At 58.9% G+C, this 16,757-nt stretch carries 15 protein-coding genes; 10 read left to right on the top strand and 5 right to left on the bottom strand.

Translation table 11 applies throughout. The features are described from left to right. Positions 1–36: 36 nt before the first annotated feature. The 5 genes from KZH41_RS24565 (at position 37) to KZH41_RS24545 (ending at position 5,445) form a co-directional block, all read left to right on the top strand. Positions 37–945, top strand: a complete 909-nt coding sequence (locus KZH41_RS24565) for a carbohydrate ABC transporter permease (protein WP_094950846.1) — start codon at positions 37–39, stop codon at positions 943–945. Further along, the gene (locus KZH41_RS24560; RefSeq protein ID WP_094950847.1) at positions 938–1,783 is read left to right on the top strand and encodes a carbohydrate ABC transporter permease; all 846 of its coding nucleotides are present in this window, start codon (positions 938–940) and stop codon (positions 1,781–1,783) included. The genes KZH41_RS24565 and KZH41_RS24560 overlap by 8 nt, the downstream gene beginning before the upstream one ends. Before the next feature lie 2 nt (positions 1,784–1,785). Next, on the top strand, positions 1,786–2,946 hold the full coding sequence (locus KZH41_RS24555) for an ABC transporter ATP-binding protein (RefSeq protein ID WP_094950848.1): 1,161 nt from the start codon (positions 1,786–1,788) through the stop codon (positions 2,944–2,946). 84 nt (positions 2,947–3,030) lie between these two features. Beyond that, positions 3,031–4,377 carry a carbohydrate porin gene (locus tag KZH41_RS24550; protein WP_094950849.1) on the top strand — a complete coding sequence of 449 codons (1,347 nt, stop codon included), beginning with the start codon at positions 3,031–3,033 and terminating at the stop codon, positions 4,375–4,377. Between the two features lie 222 nt (positions 4,378–4,599). Then, positions 4,600–5,445 (top strand): D-hexose-6-phosphate mutarotase, encoded by an 846-nt coding sequence (locus tag KZH41_RS24545; RefSeq protein WP_094950850.1) that lies wholly within the window; start codon positions 4,600–4,602, stop codon positions 5,443–5,445. Between the two features lie 217 nt (positions 5,446–5,662). Here the strand turns inward: KZH41_RS24545 and KZH41_RS24540 are convergent, their stop codons facing one another. Further along, positions 5,663–6,523 (bottom strand): MurR/RpiR family transcriptional regulator, encoded by an 861-nt coding sequence (locus KZH41_RS24540; protein ID WP_176462929.1) that lies wholly within the window; start codon positions 6,521–6,523, stop codon positions 5,663–5,665. Positions 6,524–6,742: 219 nt separating this feature from the next. Between KZH41_RS24540 and zwf the strand changes: the two genes are divergently transcribed. From zwf to KZH41_RS24525, 3 genes are read left to right on the top strand one after another with little or no spacing between them, the layout of a single operon-like run. Continuing rightward, positions 6,743–8,209 carry a glucose-6-phosphate dehydrogenase gene (zwf, locus tag KZH41_RS24535; protein ID WP_094950852.1) on the top strand — a complete coding sequence of 489 codons (1,467 nt, stop codon included), beginning with the start codon at positions 6,743–6,745 and terminating at the stop codon, positions 8,207–8,209. Further along, positions 8,196–8,909, top strand: a complete 714-nt coding sequence (gene pgl, locus KZH41_RS24530) for a 6-phosphogluconolactonase (protein ID WP_094950853.1) — start codon at positions 8,196–8,198, stop codon at positions 8,907–8,909. Before zwf ends, pgl begins: the two co-directional genes overlap by 14 nt. A gap of 17 nt (positions 8,910–8,926) precedes the next feature. Further along, positions 8,927–9,592, top strand: a complete 666-nt coding sequence (locus KZH41_RS24525) for a bifunctional 4-hydroxy-2-oxoglutarate aldolase/2-dehydro-3-deoxy-phosphogluconate aldolase (protein ID WP_094950854.1) — start codon at positions 8,927–8,929, stop codon at positions 9,590–9,592. A gap of 1,239 nt (positions 9,593–10,831) precedes the next feature. Here the strand turns inward: KZH41_RS24525 and KZH41_RS24520 are convergent. Together KZH41_RS24520 and KZH41_RS24515 are read right to left on the bottom strand one after the other, a co-directional pair. Continuing rightward, complete coding sequence (locus KZH41_RS24520; protein ID WP_263273889.1) at positions 10,832–12,007, bottom strand: aminotransferase class V-fold PLP-dependent enzyme; 1,176 nt, start codon at positions 12,005–12,007, stop codon at positions 10,832–10,834. A gap of 11 nt (positions 12,008–12,018) precedes the next feature. After that, complete coding sequence (locus KZH41_RS24515) at positions 12,019–12,255, bottom strand: DUF3820 family protein (protein ID WP_003213031.1); 237 nt, start codon at positions 12,253–12,255, stop codon at positions 12,019–12,021. Positions 12,256–12,460: 205 nt separating this feature from the next. On the opposite strand from KZH41_RS24515, the gene KZH41_RS24510 reads away from it, so the two are divergent. Beyond that, the gene (locus KZH41_RS24510; RefSeq protein WP_094953816.1) at positions 12,461–12,928 is read left to right on the top strand and encodes a ferritin-like domain-containing protein; all 468 of its coding nucleotides are present in this window, start codon (positions 12,461–12,463) and stop codon (positions 12,926–12,928) included. Between the two features lie 152 nt (positions 12,929–13,080). Here KZH41_RS24510 and KZH41_RS24505 read toward each other — a convergent pair whose 3' ends face one another. Together KZH41_RS24505 and KZH41_RS24500 are read right to left on the bottom strand one after the other, a co-directional pair. Then, entirely contained in the window at positions 13,081–13,551 is a 471-nt protein-coding gene (locus KZH41_RS24505) for a MaoC family dehydratase (RefSeq protein WP_024077080.1), read from the bottom strand. A gap of 85 nt (positions 13,552–13,636) precedes the next feature. Next, positions 13,637–14,581, bottom strand: coding sequence for an alpha/beta hydrolase (locus KZH41_RS24500; RefSeq protein ID WP_094953817.1), 945 nt, complete (start codon positions 14,579–14,581; stop codon positions 13,637–13,639). 210 nt (positions 14,582–14,791) lie between these two features. Between KZH41_RS24500 and fadD2 the strand changes: the two genes are divergently transcribed. Next, on the top strand, positions 14,792–16,480 hold the full coding sequence (fadD2, locus tag KZH41_RS24495; protein ID WP_263273888.1) for a long-chain-fatty-acid--CoA ligase FadD2: 1,689 nt from the start codon (positions 14,792–14,794) through the stop codon (positions 16,478–16,480). Positions 16,481–16,757 lie beyond the last annotated feature (277 nt).

Below are 16,757 nucleotides of genomic sequence, written 5' to 3'. Positions count from 1 at the left end.
GTTCCTGTAGTCCTTTTCTCTGTACTGGATTTTCCCATGAGTTCTGTTGCTGTGTTCAGCAAGGCCTCGCCGTTCGATGCACTGCAGCGCTGGCTCCCTAAACTGGTGCTGGCGCCCAGCATGCTCATCGTGCTGGTGGGCTTTTATGGCTACATCCTGTGGACGTTCGTTCTGTCGTTCACCACTTCCACGTTCCTGCCAAGCTACAAATGGGCGGGGCTTGCGCAATACGCGCGGTTGTTCGACAACGACCGCTGGTGGGTAGCGAGCAAGAACCTGGCTGTTTTTGGCGGGATGTTTATCGGCATCACCTTGGTGATTGGCGTGACCCTGGCGATTTTCCTCGACCAGAAAATCCGCCGCGAAGGTTTTATTCGCACCATTTACCTGTACCCGATGGCGCTCTCGATGATCGTCACCGGTACTGCCTGGAAATGGCTGCTCAACCCGGGCATGGGCCTGGACAAACTCCTGCGTGACTGGGGCTGGGAAGGCTTCCGCTTGGATTGGCTGATCGACCCGGACCGCGTTGTGTATTGCCTGGTGATTGCTGCCGTGTGGCAAGCCTCCGGCTTCATCATGGCGATGTTCCTCGCTGGCCTGCGTGGCGTTGATCAGTCGATCATCCGTGCCGCCCAGATAGACGGCGCGAGCCTGCCGCGTATCTACTGGAGCGTGGTACTGCCAAGCCTGCGTCCGGTGTTCTTCAGTGCGGTGATGATCCTGGCGCACATCGCCATCAAGAGCTTCGACTTGGTTGCGGCAATGACCGCCGGTGGCCCGGGCTACTCGTCCGACTTGCCCGCGATGTTCATGTACTCGTTCACCTTCAGTCGTGGCCAGATGGGCATGGGCTCTGCCAGTGCAATCCTGATGCTCGGTGCGATCCTCGCGATCATCGTGCCCTACCTGTACTCCGAGCTGAGGACCAAGCGTAATGACTAGTCTCGCTTCCAAACCAACCATCAGCCTGAGTCGCATCGCGATCTACACGGTGCTGATCCTTGCTGTGCTGCTGTACCTGGTGCCGCTGGTGGTGATGCTGTTGACCAGCTTCAAGACCCCGGAAGACATCAGCACCGGCAACCTGCTGAGCTGGCCCACCGTGGTCACCGGCATCGGCTGGGTAAAAGCTTGGGCCACCGTCGATGGCTACTTCTGGAACTCGATCAAGATCACCGTTCCGGCGGTGCTGATTTCCACTGCCATCGGCGCATTGAACGGCTACGTGCTGTCGTTCTGGCGCTTCCGTGGTTCGCAGCTGTTCTTCGGCCTGCTGTTGTTCGGCTGCTTTCTGCCGTTCCAGACCGTGCTGCTGCCGGCCTCTTTCACCCTCGGCAAGATGGGCCTGGCCAGCACCACCACCGGCCTGGTGTTTGTGCACGTGGTCTACGGGCTGGCATTTACCACACTGTTCTTTCGTAACTACTACGTCAGCATTCCGGATGCGCTGATCAAGGCGGCACGACTGGACGGTGCAGGGTTCTTCACCATCTTCCGGCTGATCATTCTGCCGATGTCGACGCCGATCATCATGGTCTGCCTGATCTGGCAGTTCACCCAGATCTGGAACGACTTCCTGTTCGGTGTGGTGTTCTCCAGCGGCGACTCGCAGCCCATCACGGTGGCGCTGAACAACCTGGTCAACACCAGCACCGGGGCCAAGGAATATAACGTGGATATGGCGGCGGCGATGATCGCCGGGCTGCCGACCCTGCTGGTCTATGTGATCGCAGGCAAGTATTTCGTGCGCGGCCTCACGGCCGGCGCGGTCAAGGGGTAATCATGGCTACGCTTGAACTTCGCAATGTAAACAAGACCTATGGCGCCGGCCTGCCCGACACCTTGAAGAACATCGAACTGTCGATCAAGGAAGGCGAATTCCTGATCCTGGTCGGCCCTTCAGGGTGTGGTAAGTCCACGCTGATGAACTGCATCGCCGGTCTGGAAACCATTACCGGCGGCGCCATCATGATCGGTGATCAGGATGTGAGCGGCATGAGCCCCAAGGACCGTGACATCGCCATGGTGTTCCAGTCCTACGCCCTGTACCCGACCATGAGCGTGCGCGAGAACATCGAGTTCGGCCTCAAAATCCGCAAGATGCCTCAGGCGGATATCGACGCCGAAGTGGCGCGCGTGGCCAAGCTGCTGCAGATCGAACACCTGCTTAATCGCAAGCCAGGCCAACTGTCTGGTGGCCAGCAACAGCGTGTTGCCATGGGCCGCGCCCTGGCGCGTCGGCCGAAGATCTACCTGTTCGACGAACCGCTGTCCAACCTCGACGCCAAGCTGCGCGTCGAGATGCGCACCGAAATGAAGCTGATGCACCAGCGCTTGAAAACCACCACTGTCTACGTCACCCACGATCAGATCGAAGCGATGACCCTGGGCGACAAAGTGGCGGTGATGAAGGACGGCATCATCCAGCAGTTCGGCACGCCGAAAGAGATCTACAACGACCCGGCCAACCTTTTTGTGGCAAGTTTTATCGGTTCACCCCCGATGAACTTCATTCCTTTGCGCCTGCAGCGCAAGGACGGTCATCTGGTGGCGCTGCTCGACAGCGGCCAGGCCCGTTGCGAGCTGCCGCTGAGCATGAATGACACCGGCCTTGAAGACCGTGACGTGATCCTGGGCCTGCGCCCGGAGCAGATCGTGTTGGCGGCGGGTGAAGGTAATGGTTCGTCGAGCATTCGTGCGGAAGTCCAAGTCACCGAGCCGACTGGCCCGGACACCCTGGTATTCGTGCAACTCAACGACACCAAAGTCTGCTGCCGCCTGGCACCCGACGTGGCACCGCAGGTGGGTGAGACCCTGACCCTGCAGTTCGACCCGGCCAAGGTCTTGCTGTTCGACGCCAAAACCGGCGAGCGCCTGGGCGCTGCTGCTTCATTGCCTGCACACGGGCATGCCGACAATGTGGCCCAATTCAAAGGCCGCTAATGCAGATAAGTTGTTGTTTTAGATAAAAATGTAACCCGCGTTAGATAAAAACAGTTTAATAACAATAAAGACGAGGATGTAGGGATGAAAAAGCAACACAACAACACCCGGCTGATCTGCCAACTGTCAGCAGCAGCAGCCCTGGTATTGTCCGCCAATGCGATGGCGGCCGATGCATTCAGCGCCGACTCCAAGTGGATGACCGGCGATTGGGGCGGCGAGCGGACCAAGCTCATCGAGCAAGGTATCGACATCAAGGCTGACTACGTTGGGGAAGTGGGCGCCAACCTGCGCGGCGGCTACAACGACGACAAAACTGCCCGTTACGCTGACCAGTTCGGTCTGGGCGTAGCACTGGATCTGCAAAAGCTGTTTGGCTGGGATAACACCCAGGCCAAGATCCAACTCACCAATCGTAACGGCGCGAACATTTCCAATGACCGTATTGGTGACCCGCGTGCCGGCACCTTGAGTTCGTCTCAAGAAGTTGATGGCCGAGGCCACATGGTGCGTCTGACCCAGTTCTGGATTCAGCACCAGATGTTCGACAACAAGTTGGACGTCAAACTCGGTTACTTCGGTGAAGGCGAAGACTTCAACACCTTCCCATGCGACTTCCAGAACCTGTCGTTCTGCGGCTCGCAAGTGGGTAACTACGTTAACACCTGGTACAACTGGCCGGTCAGCCAGGCCGCGATCCGCGTGAAGTACAACATCACGCCTGAGCTGTATGCGCAAATCGGTGCTTACAACCAGAACCCATCGCAACTGGAGCACGGCAACGGCTTCAAACTCAGCGGCAGTGGCACCAAGGGCACCGTATTGCCGGTGGAATTGGTCTGGTCGCCGAAGGTCAATGGCCTGCCGGGCGAATACCGTGTGGGTTACTACAAGAGCACCGCCGACGCTACCGACGTACGTGAAGACGTCAACGGTAACGACGCTGGTACCACCGGCGCGGCCTTCCGCGTTCGTAGCAGCAAGAGCGGCTACTGGGGCGTTCTGCAACAGCAGCTCACCACGCACAATGGCGACGCTTCACGCGGCTTGAACATCGCGGCCAACGTGACCTTCCACGACAAAGACACCAACGTCGTCGACAACTACCAGTCGCTGATGCTTGTGTATAAAGGCCCATTCGACGCGCGCGCCAAAGATGACATCGGTATCGGTGTTGCGCGTATCCATGCCAACAGTGACGTGAAGAAAAACGCCGAGTTGCTCAATGCCGCTGGCGGCTTCACCGATTACGACCAACTGGGTTACGCGCCACTGCGTAACACCGAGTACAACGTCGAGCTCAACTATGGCGTCCACGTCACCAATTGGCTGACCGTGCGTCCTAACTTGCAATACGTCGTCCACCCAGGTGGCGTGAACCAAGTCGACAACGCGCTGGTAGCGGGCCTGAAAATTCAGTCTACGTTCTAACGCTGTTGCGATAAGCTCCTTCTCTCTGTGCGCATTTCGCGGATAGCCATGGCTATCCGCTTTTTTTTGGGCAGCACGCTGCACAACTCCTGCGGGAGCTGGCTTACCTGCGATGGCATCGCCTCGGTCATTCAAACAAACCGAGTCGCTCACATTGCAGGCAAGCCAGCTCCCAAAGGGGAACCAAGGTTTGAGCGAGAATGAATTTCAGGACCGTGGCACATGCATGAGCATCCGCTGCAACGTTTTTTCAAATCCCTGCGCGAGCGTCCGGTGTTCGCCTGGGAGCGCTTTCAGATGCGCGATGTGTTGGTGATCGACCATCCGCTGTGCCAGGCGGTGTTCAGTCGCCAGGGCGCGCAACTGCTGCATTTTCAGCCCCGTGGCCAGAAACCCTGGCTGTGGTGCGCGGCCAAGTGGCCGCAAGTCGGCGCCATCCGTGGCGGCGTGCCGGTGTGCTGGCCATGGTATGGGCGCCACCCGAGTGAAAACGCGTGGCCGTCCCATGGCTGGGCGCGGCTGATTGATTGGAAACTGCTCGACAGCAGTACCGACGACGATGGCGTGCGCCTGCATTGGCAATTGCAGCTGTGCGACTGGCAGGTCGACCTGCACGCGCACCTGGGCGAAACCCTGGAACTGCGCCTGTGCACAGAGCATCAGGACGAGTTGCCGTGCCAGTTGAGCCATGCTTTGCACGCTTATTGGCGGATCGGCAATGTCGGTGAGATAGCGCTGTCTGGGCTCGATGGAGCGCAAGGTTATGACCAGCTCAATCGCCAGGTTTGCCAGCAGGAAGGCGAGTTACGCGTGGACGGCGGTTGCCAGCGAGTGTTCCAGCATGACGGCGAGCTGCACCTCAAAGACCACGCCTGGCAGCGCGAGCTGTGCATTGATACTGGCGACAGTGCCGACACGGTGGTGTGGCACCCGGGCAGCCGGCCACTGTTGGGCGTGAGCTTCAACGAGGCATCGGGGTTTGTGTGCGTGGAGTCGGCGATGGCTGGGGCCAGTTTGGCGCCGGGGGAGAGGGCGCATTTGAGTCTGCAGGCCAGGGCTGGGGTTTAGCGGTGTGGCTTATGGCCTCATCGCGGGCAAGCCCGGCTCCCACAGTGGAATGCATTCCAAATGTGGGAGCGGGCTTGCCCGCGATGGCGGCGGTACTGCTGGCAGAGATTTGATCGTTCCCACGCTCCGCGCGGGAATGCCACCTTGGACGCTCTGAAGTCGTGACGCAGAGCGTCACTGGATGCATTCCCACGCAGGGCGTAGGAACGATCTGGAACTAGTTAAACTCATCCCCAACCGGATACCGGCTGTCATTCAAACTCTCTTTGATCTTGCGCAAATGCGGCTGGAAATCCACGCCACGGCGCAACGTCATGCCCGTTGCCAGCACATCCAGCACCGTCAGCTGGATAATCCGCGACGTCATCGGCATGTAGATGTCGGTGTCTTCCGGCAGCGGAATGTTCAGGCTCACCGTGCTGGCCTTGGCCAGCGGCGAGTTCTCGGCGGTTACGCCCAGTACCGATGCGCCGTTTTCCCGCGCGATACGCGCCACTTCCACAAGCTCACGGGTACGCCCGGTGTAGGAAATAATCACGAACAGCTCACCCGTATGCGCCACCGACGCGAGCATGCGCTGCATCAGCACGTCGGCGTGTGCGGTCACGGCCAGGTTGAAGCGGAAGAATTTGTGCAGCGCATCCATGGCCACCGGCGCCGAGGCGCCCAGGCCGAAGAAGTGGATCTGCCGCGCCTGGATCAACAGGTCTACGGCCTTGCTGATCAGCGCCGGGTCCAAGGCTTGGCAGGCGCTGTCCAGTGACGCAATGGCACTGCCAAAGATCTTCTGGGTGTAGGCCTCAGGGTTATCATCGGCCTCCACGGCGCGGCTGACATACGCCGCACCACTGGCCAAACTTTGCGCCAGCTGCAATTTAAGTTCAGGGTAACCGCTGACGCCGAACGAACGGCAGAAACGGTTGACCGTCGGTTCACTGACCGAGGCGGCTTGGGCGAGGGCTGCGATCGAGAAGCGGGTCGCCTGCTGCGGGTTGAGCAGGATGACCTCGGCGACTTTTTTCTCAGCCTTGTTCAATTCTTCGAGGCGGTTCCGGATTTGTTCCAGAAGATTTCGCACGCGGTCCATTCAGTCTTTCCTTCGGGCGACGATGCAACTATAGGGCGGTAACCAATCGACGAGTGGCCCTTTGCGGTGGCCTATCCTACTGAGGGTAGCTGAACACCACCACTCGGAATGCATATTTTGGGAAAATGTTGTGGTTATTACTACATTTTTCCTTGAGTGATGCCTTGAAAAAAGGTATTTGTAGCTTAACTTGATAAAAGAACAAACATCATGCCTTCGATAACCGTAGAACCCTGCACCTTTGCCCTGTTTGGCGCGTTGGGTGATCTGGCGCTGCGCAAGTTATTTCCTGCCCTCTATCAACTCGATGGCGCAGGCCTGCTGCACGACGACACGCGCATCCTGGCCCTGGCCCGTGAAGCCGGCTCCGAGCAGCAGCACTTGGCGCATATCGAAAAAGAACTGCGTAAATACGTCGGCAAGGAACTGGACGAAACCATCGCCCAGCGTTTCCTGGCTCGCCTGACGTACCTGCACGTCGACTTCCTGAAGGCTGACGACTACGTCGCCCTGGCAGAGAGCGCCGGCACCGAACAACGCCTGATTGCCTACTTCGCCACCCCGGCGGCGGTGTACGGCGCGATCTGCGAGAACTTGTCCAAGGTCGGCCTGGCGGAAAACACCCGCGTCGTCCTGGAAAAACCCATCGGTTCGGACCTGGAGTCGTCGCGCAAAGTCAACGACGCCGTGGCGCAGTTTTTCCCGGAAAACCGCACCTACCGCATCGACCACTACCTGGGCAAAGAAACCGTCCAGAACCTGATTGCGCTGCGTTTCGCCAATAGCCTGTTTGAAACCCAGTGGAACCAAAACTACATCTCCCACGTGGAAATCACCGTGGCCGAGCAGGTGGGTATTGAGGGCCGTTGGGGTTACTTCGACAAAGCCGGCCAGCTGCGCGACATGATCCAGAACCACCTGCTGCAGCTGCTGTGCCTGATCGCCATGGACCCGCCGGCCGACTTGTCCGCCGACAGCATCCGCGACGAGAAGGTCAAGGTGCTCAAGGCCCTGGCGCCGATCAGCCCAGACGGCCTGACCACCCAAGTGGTACGTGGCCAGTACATCGCCGGCTACAGCGCCGGCAAGCCGGTGCCGGGTTACCTGGAAGAAGAGAATTCCAACACCCAGAGCGACACCGAGACGTTCGTTGCCCTGCGTGCCGATATCCGCAACTGGCGTTGGGCCGGGGTGCCGTTCTACTTGCGTACCGGCAAGCGTATGCCGCAAAAGCTGTCGCAGATTGTTATCCACTTCAAGGAACCGTCCCACTACATCTTCGCCCCCGAGCAGCGCCTGCAGATCAGCAACAAGCTGATCATCCGCCTGCAACCGGACGAAGGTATTTCCTTGCGTGTGATGACCAAGGAGCAGGGCCTGGACAAGGGCATGCAACTGCGCAGCGGCCCGCTGCAACTGAATTTTTCCGACACCTACCGCAGCGCGCGCATCCCTGATGCCTACGAGCGGTTGTTGCTGGAAGTGATGCGCGGCAATCAGAACCTGTTTGTTCGCAAAGATGAAATCGAAGCCGCGTGGAAGTGGTGTGACCAGTTGATCGCCGGGTGGAAAAAATCCGGTGATGCGCCCAAGCCGTATGCGGCTGGGTCCTGGGGGCCGATGAGCTCGATTGCACTGATCACGCGGGATGGGAGGTCGTGGTATGGCGATATCTGAATTGAAACTGCCTCAGGGTGTGACTGCCCATGAGTACCGTACGCCCGTGCTGCTGGCGGACGGCCTGGCCAATGACGTGGCCGAGCAACTGCGCGGGGCCATCAGTGCCCGTGGCGAGGCCACCCTGGTCGTGTCCGGTGGCCGCAGCCCCGTGGCGTTTTTCCAGAACCTGGCCAAGCAGAGCCTGGACTGGTCCAAGGTCACCATCACCCTGGCCGACGAGCGCTGGGTGCCGGTAGAGCACGCCGACAGCAATGCTGGCCTGTTGAAGAAGTATTTGCTGCAAGGCCCGGCAGCCAAGGCCACGTTCCTCAGCCTGTACAACGTTGCCGCGAACCTTGAAGACGCCGCCGAACTGGCCGACCGCCAGTTGGCAGAGTTGTCAGCCATTGATGTGCTGGTACTGGGCATGGGCGATGACGGCCACACCGCGTCGCTGTTTCCCAACAGCCCGAACCTCACCGAAGCCCTGCAGGCCGACGGTACCCGCCGTTGCTGGCCGATGCTGGCGCCGACCGTGCCGCACCAGCGCCTGACCATGAGTCGCGCGTTGCTCGCCACGGCCCACTACACCGTGCTGTCGATTGCCGGCAGCTCGAAATTGACCACCTTGAGCGCCGCGCTGGCCAGTGACGACGTTGCTGCCATGCCGATTCGCGCGTTTTTGCAACCTACTTTAGAGATTTACTGGTGCCCATGAGCCAAGGATCAGCCGCTATGAAAAGCCCTCAACCGACCGTGTCCATGGCGGAAAAAGTTGCCTTGATCGACAGCCTCTGCGCCAAGGCGCGGATCCTGCCGGTGATCACCATCGCCCGCGAACAGGACATCTTGCCGCTGGCCGATGCCCTGGCCGCGGGCGGTTTGACCGCATTGGAAGTGACCCTGCGTTCCGAGTTCGGCCTCAAGGCTATTCAGGTACTGCGCGAGCAACGCCCTGAACTGTGCACCGGTGCCGGCACCGTGCTCGACCGTCACATGCTCGAAGCGGCGGAAGTAGCCGGCTCGCAATTCATCGTCACCCCAGGCATTACCCGCGACCTGCTGGAAGCCTCGGTGCATAGCCCGATCCCGCTGCTGCCGGGCATCAGCAATGCCTCCGGCATCATGGAAGGCTATGGCTTGGGTTATCGCCGCTTTAAGCTGTTCCCGGCTGAAGTCAGCGGTGGCGTAGCGGCTATCAAGGCCCTGGGCGGCCCGTTCGGCGAAGTGAAATTCTGCCCAACCGGCGGCGTTGGCCCGGCCAACATCAAGAGCTACATGGCGTTGAAAAACGTGATGTGCGTGGGCGGTAGCTGGATGCTCGATCCGCAATGGGTCAAGAACGGCGACTGGGCCCGTATCCAAGAAGTCACCGCACAGGCGCTGGCGCTGCTGGATTGAGCTGATTTACCGAATCGTTGTTGCTGTGCTTAACGGCATTTTTGCGGCGCACTTGGTCGGTGTGCCGCTTTTTTTGCCTGTAGAAAAACTTGAATTCAACGCCGATCAGTTGTGGGAGCTGGCTTGCCTGCGATAGCGGTGTAACTGCCACTGCAATGTGGCTGACCCACCGCCATCGCAGCATAGGTATCTACACATCTTTTATGGGTTGAATTCTTTGGTTGTCGCGGGGGTGCTGGGTACATATCCGTTGCTGCGGTAACGGCTTCGTATGGTTCCGCTCTTACAGCGGGTCACTTTTGGAAAAGAGCCCCAAAAGTAACCAAAAGGGCTCTTGCCCCACCACTCGGCACCTCGCCTAGGCTCGGTGTGCCCTCACGCAGGCTTTGGACCGTGGGCCGCCGCCATGGGCCATCCTTGGCCCATCGCGGCTAAACCGGCGTCCTGCCGGTTTACCCCCGCTCCAAAGCCTGCGTTCGGCCAGCGTGGTTTAACGGGGCGCCTAAGATCAAGATCAAGATCAAGATCAAAAGCAAGAGCACGGCGGCCTAGTAGCCGACCTGAGTGGTTAGATCAAAAGCGAAGCCGAGGCGGCCTGACAGCCGACCTGATCTCTGAAACTGAACTCAATCTAATGTGGGAGCTGGCTTGCCTGCGATGGCATCAACTGGTTATGCCTGATACACCGAGGTGTCTGCATCGCAGGCAAGCCAGCTCCCACAGAAAAGCAGATCTGCTTCTGCTGTGCTTTTGCCCTGCTTTTGCTTCTACCACTCAGGTCGGCTACTAGGCCGCCGTGCTCTTGCTTTTGATCTTGATCTTGATCTTGATCTGAGGCGCCCCGTTAAACCACGATGGCCGAACGCAGGCTTGAATCCGTGGGTAACCCGGCAGGACGCCGGGTTAGCCGCGATGGGCCAAGGATGGCCCATGGCGGCGGCCCACGGATTCAAGCCGGAGTGAGGGCATGCCGAGCCTAGGCGAGGCACCGAGTGGTGGGGCAAGAGCCCTTTTGGTTACTTTTGGGGCTCTTTTCCAAAAGTGACCCGCCGTAAGGGCGGAACCAATAGCCGCCGTTACCGCAGCAACGGATATGTACTCACATCTACCTAAAAACCCCGTCAAAAACTTAGCGCAACACAAAAAATTGCGTAGATACCCATGCTGCGATAGCGGTGTGTCAGTAGATGCATCCAAAGCTGACCCACCGCCATAGCAGGCAAGCCAGCGCCCACAGTTTTAATCTTTGTTGAGTTCGGTAATCGCGTTGATCAACACATTGATATCCGCCGCCGACGTCACCAGCCCCGGTGTCACTCGAATACAGGTGCCAAACGCCGCACCCGTTCGAAGGGTGGTAAACACGCCATGCTCCTTGAGCAACCGGTCCACCATCACCTGCTGATCGCGCCCTGTGAACTTGAACGCAGTGATCCCGCAATACAGGTGTGGATCATCCGGCGTCAGTACCTCAACCCCCGGCAACGGCCGCACCGGGCTCACCCACAGATCCCGCAGGTAATTGACCCGCGCACCTTTAGCGGCCGAGCCACCCAAGGCGCGGTGTTCTTCCAGCACCAGCGGCAAGGTCATCAGCGCCGGAAAATTCGGTGTGCTGTAGGACGTACGCGCGCGTACATCGGTGGCCGGGTAATGAAATTCGCCCATGTCCGGGTCAATATCGGCCAGGCGCTCCGGTGCTATATACAGAAAGCCAAGGGTCAGCGGCGCGCCGATCCATTTATGCAAATTGAAGCCGGCGAATTGAATACCCAGCTGCGCGAGGTTGAAGTCGATCTGGCCCAGGGCGTGGGCGCCATCGAGGATCACATCGACGCCATGCTCACGCGCGGCCTGGTCAATCGCCTCCACCGGCATCACCAGCCCGGTGCGATGGGTGACATGGGTCAGGGCCATCAGCTTGAGGCGCGGGTACTGAGCGAACGTATCGCGATAGGCCTGTACCAGGCTGTCGAAACTGGCCGGGTGAGTGTGAGAAATCTCAATAACCTCTACACCGCGATAGCCCGCCAACCAGCGCATTGCGCCTTTGACCGTGTCGTACTCCAGGTCGCTGATCAGCACCTGATCGCCCGGTTGCAGGCAGTTGTAGTTACGGATCAGCGACTGCAAGGCTTCGGTGGCATTGCGGGTGAAGGCGACCGCCTCGGGGTCGGCATCGATCAACCCGGCCAGTTGGCGGCGAATCTCGACATGTTCACCTTGCTCGAAGCGCTGGCGCACATACAGCGAGTTGCTGCGGTTGATAAACGCAACGTGCTCCAGGTACTGCGCGCTTACCGCGCGGCTCATGCGCCCAAAGTAGCCGTTTTCCAGGTTGATCGGGCCAGGCTCCAGCGCATAGCGCTGGGCGATGGCCTGCCAGTGAAGTTCGTTATCTGCATTCCTTGGCATGGCGTGGGCTCTTAATGACGGGGGGCGGGTTTGCCGTGTTTTGCCCGTAGAGGTTCCAGCAGTTCGGACAGGCCGTTGTGGTCGATTTCCTGCATCAGTGCCAGCAACCCGCCCAGTTCGCCGTGGGGGAAACCTTCACGGGCAAACCAGTTCAGGTAGGGGCCGGGCAGGTCAGCGATGATCCGTCCCTTGTACTTGCCGAAGGGCATTTCGCGGGTGATCAGCAGTTCGAGTTTTTCGGGGTTCATGGGCTTCAGTGGTTTGAGTCGAGACCTTGGAAAATACAGGCATTCTGCATGAAGGCCAAATGACAGATCATGCAAATAACGTAGATACAGATGGTTCAATAATTTTCAAGTTATTGAAATATAAGGAAAAAGTAATTTTTCAAAACCTGGCACGGGCGCTGCAATCATTAAGACACGTTTCTTAACCCGCACAAGGAATTGAAAAATGACTGACATCAATAAAGAATCGATCTCCGTACTGAACGACCTGATCGAGACCAGCAAAGACGGCCAGAAAGGCTTCGCGACTTGTGCTGAAGACATCAAACATCCAGAGCTCAAAGCCCTGTTTGTGAAACGCTCCGCTGACTGCGCGACCGCAGCTGCCGAATTGCAAACTGCTGTGAAAGCGTTGGGCGGCGACCCGGAAAAATCCGGCTCGGTTGCCGGCGCTCTGCACCGTGGCTGGGTGGACGTGAAGTCGCTGGTCACCGGCAAAGATGAAGAGGCTGTGCTGAACGAAGCCGAGCGCGGCGAAGACCATGCCTTGAAGGCTTACAAAGAAGCGATCGAGAAGATCAACAAGCACAACCTGCTGGGCATTCGTGACCTGGTTGAACGTCAGTTCCACGGCGCGCAACGCAACCACGACCAGGTGAAAGCCCTGCGTAACCAGGCTCGCGCTCAGTCGTAAGACCTGCTGCGTAACACCTGTTGTGAAAAAAAATGTGGGAGCGGGCTTGCCCGCGATTGCGGTGAGTCAGTCACTCTATCCAGTGACTGACACTCCGACATCGCGGGCAAGCCCGTTCCCACATTTGCTTGGTATCGACCTCGAGATTGCAATCAGCCGATGCTGATCGGCGGCAGCTCAGTCAACGTCACAACCTGCTGCTTGCGTGGCGCGAGGATTTCCGCCTCACCGTCCACCACCAGCTCATCGCGCTGGTTGAACACGCGGGTGGCAATGCGCACGCGAAACTTGGGCAGCTTCTCGAGGATTTCCAGACGCACGGTCAGGGTGTCGCCGATTTTTACCGGCTTCTGGAAGGTCATCTGCTGGCCGATGTAGATAGTGCCTGGCCCAGGCAGCTCGCACGCAACGGCCGCGCTGATCAGGGCGCCGCTGAACATACCGTGGGCGATACGCTCCTTGAACATGGTCGCCTTGGCGTACTCGGCATCCAGGTGCACCGGGTTGTGGTCGCCGGACATGGCGGCGAACAACTGGATATCGCGCTCTTCGACGGTCTTGCTGTAGCTGGCGGTCTGGCCGACTTCGAGGGCTTCGTACGGGGTGTTGGTTACCTGAGTCATCTAAAGGTGCATCCTGTGGCTAATCGGTAATGTAACTATCTGATTTTAAACGGTTGATTTTAAGGGGCTGATTTTAAAGGAGCAGTTACTCGCAGCGGGTCGGCCTGTGCAACGCCAGGGCCTGCTCGAGCCACCTCAGCACATCTGCTGTGACTTCGTCGCGATTGGTTTCATTGAACACTTCGTGACGCGCCTGCGGGTAAATATTCAGTTGCAGGTTCTGGCAGCCGGCCTCACGCAGTGCATGGGCCAGACTTTTGAGACGCTTGCCTTCACTCACCGGATCACATTCGCCGCCCATTATCAGGAGCGGCAGGCCCGGGTCGATCTGCGTGAGATTGGACGCTTTGCTGATTTGCTGCAAGCCGCCCAGCAGGTCGATCCATAGCTGGTTAGTGCAACGGAAGCCGCAGAGCGGGTCGTTGATGTACTTGTCGACTTCAACCGGGTCGCGGCTGAGCCAATCAAAGGCGGTGCGGGTAGGCTTGAACGCCTTGTTGAACGAGCCGAACGACAGGAACTCGATCAGCGCACTGCGCCCGCGCAAGCCCTGGCGTGCGCGTTCGATTCTGGCAATGACCTTAGCGGCGCGGTACAGCGCCACCGGCTGGAAATTCGAACCACTGAGAATTGCGCCATTCAAACTGGCGCTGTGGTGCAACAGGTAGGCCTGGGCGATATAACTGCCCATGCTGTGGCCCAGCAGAATGATCGGCAAACCCGGCTGCTGCTGGCCGATGTGCTGGTTGAGGCTGGCGAGGTCGCCCACCACTTTGGTCCAACCATCCTTTTCGGCGTATAGCCCCAGCGTCCCTTCGTCGGCGGTGCGGCCGTGGCCGCGCTGGTCCAGGGCGTACAGGCCGTAGCCGGCGGCGCACAAGGCCTCGGCCAGGCGTGCATAACGCCCGCTGTGCTCGGCCATGCCGTGGGACAGCATGATCATGGCCCGGGCTTGGCCTTCCGGCAGCCATTGATTGACGTACAGGCGGCTGCGGTCATTCGCGGTCAGCCAGAAGGTGCTGTGGTTCATGGCGCTTCCTTTGCTCAGAGTCGTTGCAGTGTATAGCTCATCTGCCAGAGGCTGGTGTATCTGCCTACACGTTGGGCGCAAGATTCATACAATAAATGACACAGTTGGTTGTATTTGCCTGTTTGGCCATAACTGCTAACGTCCTCAAAGCTCCGCTTTTTAAACCTTCATAAAAGCGGCCGGACACACTCAGGTAAGAGGACAAGAATAATGCAACCTGATTTCTGGAATGACAAACGCGCGGCGGGCGTTCCCAATGCCATCGACCTCACCACGTACAAGTCGGTGGTGGAAGTCTTCGAACGTTCCTGCAAAGCCTTTGCCGACCGTCCGGCGTTCAGCAACATGGGCATTACCCTGACTTACGCCGAGCTTGAGCGCCACAGTGCAGCGTTCGCCGGTTACCTGCAACAGCACACCGACCTCAAGCCGGGCGACCGTATCGCGGTGCAGATGCCCAATGTGCTGCATTACCCGATTGCCGTGTTCGGCGCATTGCGCGCCGGGCTCATCGTGGTCAATACCAACCCGCTGTACACCCCGCGCGAGATGCGCCACCAGTTCAAGGATGCCGGCATTCGCGCGTTGGTCTATCTCAACCTGTTTGGTTCGCGGGTGCAGGAAGTGTGCGCCGATACCGAGATCGACTACCTGATCGAAGCTAAGATGGGTGACTTCATGCCGGCCGCCAAAGGTTGGTTGATCAACACCGTGGTCGACAAAGTCAAGAAGATGGTCCCGGCCTACAACCTCCCACGCGCCGTGTCGTTCAAACGCGCCTTGCGCATGGGCGCGGGCCAAAGCCTGACCCGGCACCCGGTGACCCTGGATGACATCGCCGTGCTGCAATACACCGGCGGCACCACCGGCCTGGCCAAGGGCGCGATGCTCACCCACGGCAACCTGGTCGCCAATATGCAGCAGGTGCGGGCGTGCATGTCCCAGGTCGGCGATGACGGCCAGCCGCTGATCAAGGAAGGGCAGGAGGTGATGATCGCGCCGCTGCCGCTGTACCACATCTATGCATTTACGGCGAACTGCATGTGCATGATGGTGACCGGCAGCCACAACGTGTTGATCACCAACCCGCGCGACATTGGCGGCTTTATCAAGGAACTGAAAAAGTGGCGGTTCTCCGGTCTGTTGGGGCTGAACACGCTGTTCGTGGCGCTGATGGACCACCCGGATTTCAAGACCCTGGACTTCTCCCACCTCAAGATCACTAACTCTGGCGGCACCGCCTTGATCAAGGCCACGGCCGAGCGCTGGAAGGCGCTGACCGGTTGCTCCATCGGCGAAGGCTACGGCCTGACCGAAACCTCACCGGTGGCCAGCACCAACCCCTACGGCGGCCTATCGCGCCTCGGCACCGTAGGCATTCCGGTGCCCGGCACGGGCATGAAAGTGATTGATGACGAGGGCCGCGAGTTGCCGTTGGGCGAGCGCGGCGAACTGTGCATCAAGGGCCCGCAGGTGATGAAGGGCTACTGGCAGCAACCGGCCGCCACCGCCGAGGCCTTGGACGCTGAAGGCTGGCTGAAAACCGGTGATATTGCGGTGATCGACGCCGATGGCTACGTGAGCATTGTCGATCGCAAGAAGGACTTGATCATCGTCTCGGGCTTCAACGTATACCCCAACGAGATCGAAGACGTGGTGATGGCCCACCCGGCGGTCGCCAACTGCGCAGTGATCGGCGTGCCGGATGACCGTACCGGTGAGGCGGTGAAGCTGTTTGTGGTGGCGCGTGCCCAGGGTGTGAGCCTTGAAGAACTGAAGGCGTACTGCAAGACCAACTTCACCGGGTACAAGGTGCCCAAGCACATTGTGTTGCGCGAGTCATTGCCGATGACGCCGGTGGGCAAGATTCTGCGCAGGGAGCTGCGCGACATCGCTTGATGTGAAATAGGCTTCAAAAATGTGGGAGCGGGCTTGCCTGCGATAACGGTGTATCAGTCACCTAATTCATCGACTGATGGACCGTTATCGCAGGCAAGCCCGCTCCCATATTGTTATTTATCGCGCTGAAAGGCCCATTCCAGAGCGACTTTCAAAGATATAGAATCTTTGCTCTAAAAATGACCACTGGGTATTCTTGAGTCATGTTTATGACTGTAGGGCCCTCTCTTGGCTCTAGGCGGCCCTTGGCAAAGCTGCTACTCTCGGCGCGCTTTGT

It is taken from the genome of Pseudomonas sp. YeP6b (assembly GCF_025642995.1).
GTDB lineage: Bacteria > Pseudomonadota > Gammaproteobacteria > Pseudomonadales > Pseudomonadaceae > Aquipseudomonas.
This window is presented reverse-complemented; position numbering and strand designations above follow the sequence as displayed.

Coding starts and splice junctions, on each gene's coding strand:
- KZH41_RS24565 (WP_094950846.1), top strand. CDS start 37: ATGAGTTCTGTTGCTGTGTTCAGCAAGGCCTCGCCGTTCGATGCACTG.
- KZH41_RS24560 (WP_094950847.1), top strand. CDS start 938: ATGACTAGTCTCGCTTCCAAACCAACCATCAGCCTGAGTCGCATCGCG.
- KZH41_RS24555 (WP_094950848.1), top strand. CDS start 1,786: ATGGCTACGCTTGAACTTCGCAATGTAAACAAGACCTATGGCGCCGGC.
- KZH41_RS24550 (WP_094950849.1), top strand. CDS start 3,031: ATGAAAAAGCAACACAACAACACCCGGCTGATCTGCCAACTGTCAGCA.
- KZH41_RS24545 (WP_094950850.1), top strand. CDS start 4,600: ATGCATGAGCATCCGCTGCAACGTTTTTTCAAATCCCTGCGCGAGCGT.
- zwf (WP_094950852.1), top strand. CDS start 6,743: ATGCCTTCGATAACCGTAGAACCCTGCACCTTTGCCCTGTTTGGCGCG.
- pgl (WP_094950853.1), top strand. CDS start 8,196: ATGGCGATATCTGAATTGAAACTGCCTCAGGGTGTGACTGCCCATGAG.
- KZH41_RS24525 (WP_094950854.1), top strand. CDS start 8,927: ATGAAAAGCCCTCAACCGACCGTGTCCATGGCGGAAAAAGTTGCCTTG.
- KZH41_RS24520 (WP_263273889.1), bottom strand. CDS start 12,007: ATGCCAAGGAATGCAGATAACGAACTTCACTGGCAGGCCATCGCCCAG.
- KZH41_RS24515 (WP_003213031.1), bottom strand. CDS start 12,255: ATGAACCCCGAAAAACTCGAACTGCTGATCACCCGCGAAATGCCCTTC.
- KZH41_RS24510 (WP_094953816.1), top strand. CDS start 12,461: ATGACTGACATCAATAAAGAATCGATCTCCGTACTGAACGACCTGATC.
- KZH41_RS24505 (WP_024077080.1), bottom strand. CDS start 13,551: ATGACTCAGGTAACCAACACCCCGTACGAAGCCCTCGAAGTCGGCCAG.
- KZH41_RS24500 (WP_094953817.1), bottom strand. CDS start 14,581: ATGAACCACAGCACCTTCTGGCTGACCGCGAATGACCGCAGCCGCCTG.
- fadD2 (WP_263273888.1), top strand. CDS start 14,792: ATGCAACCTGATTTCTGGAATGACAAACGCGCGGCGGGCGTTCCCAAT.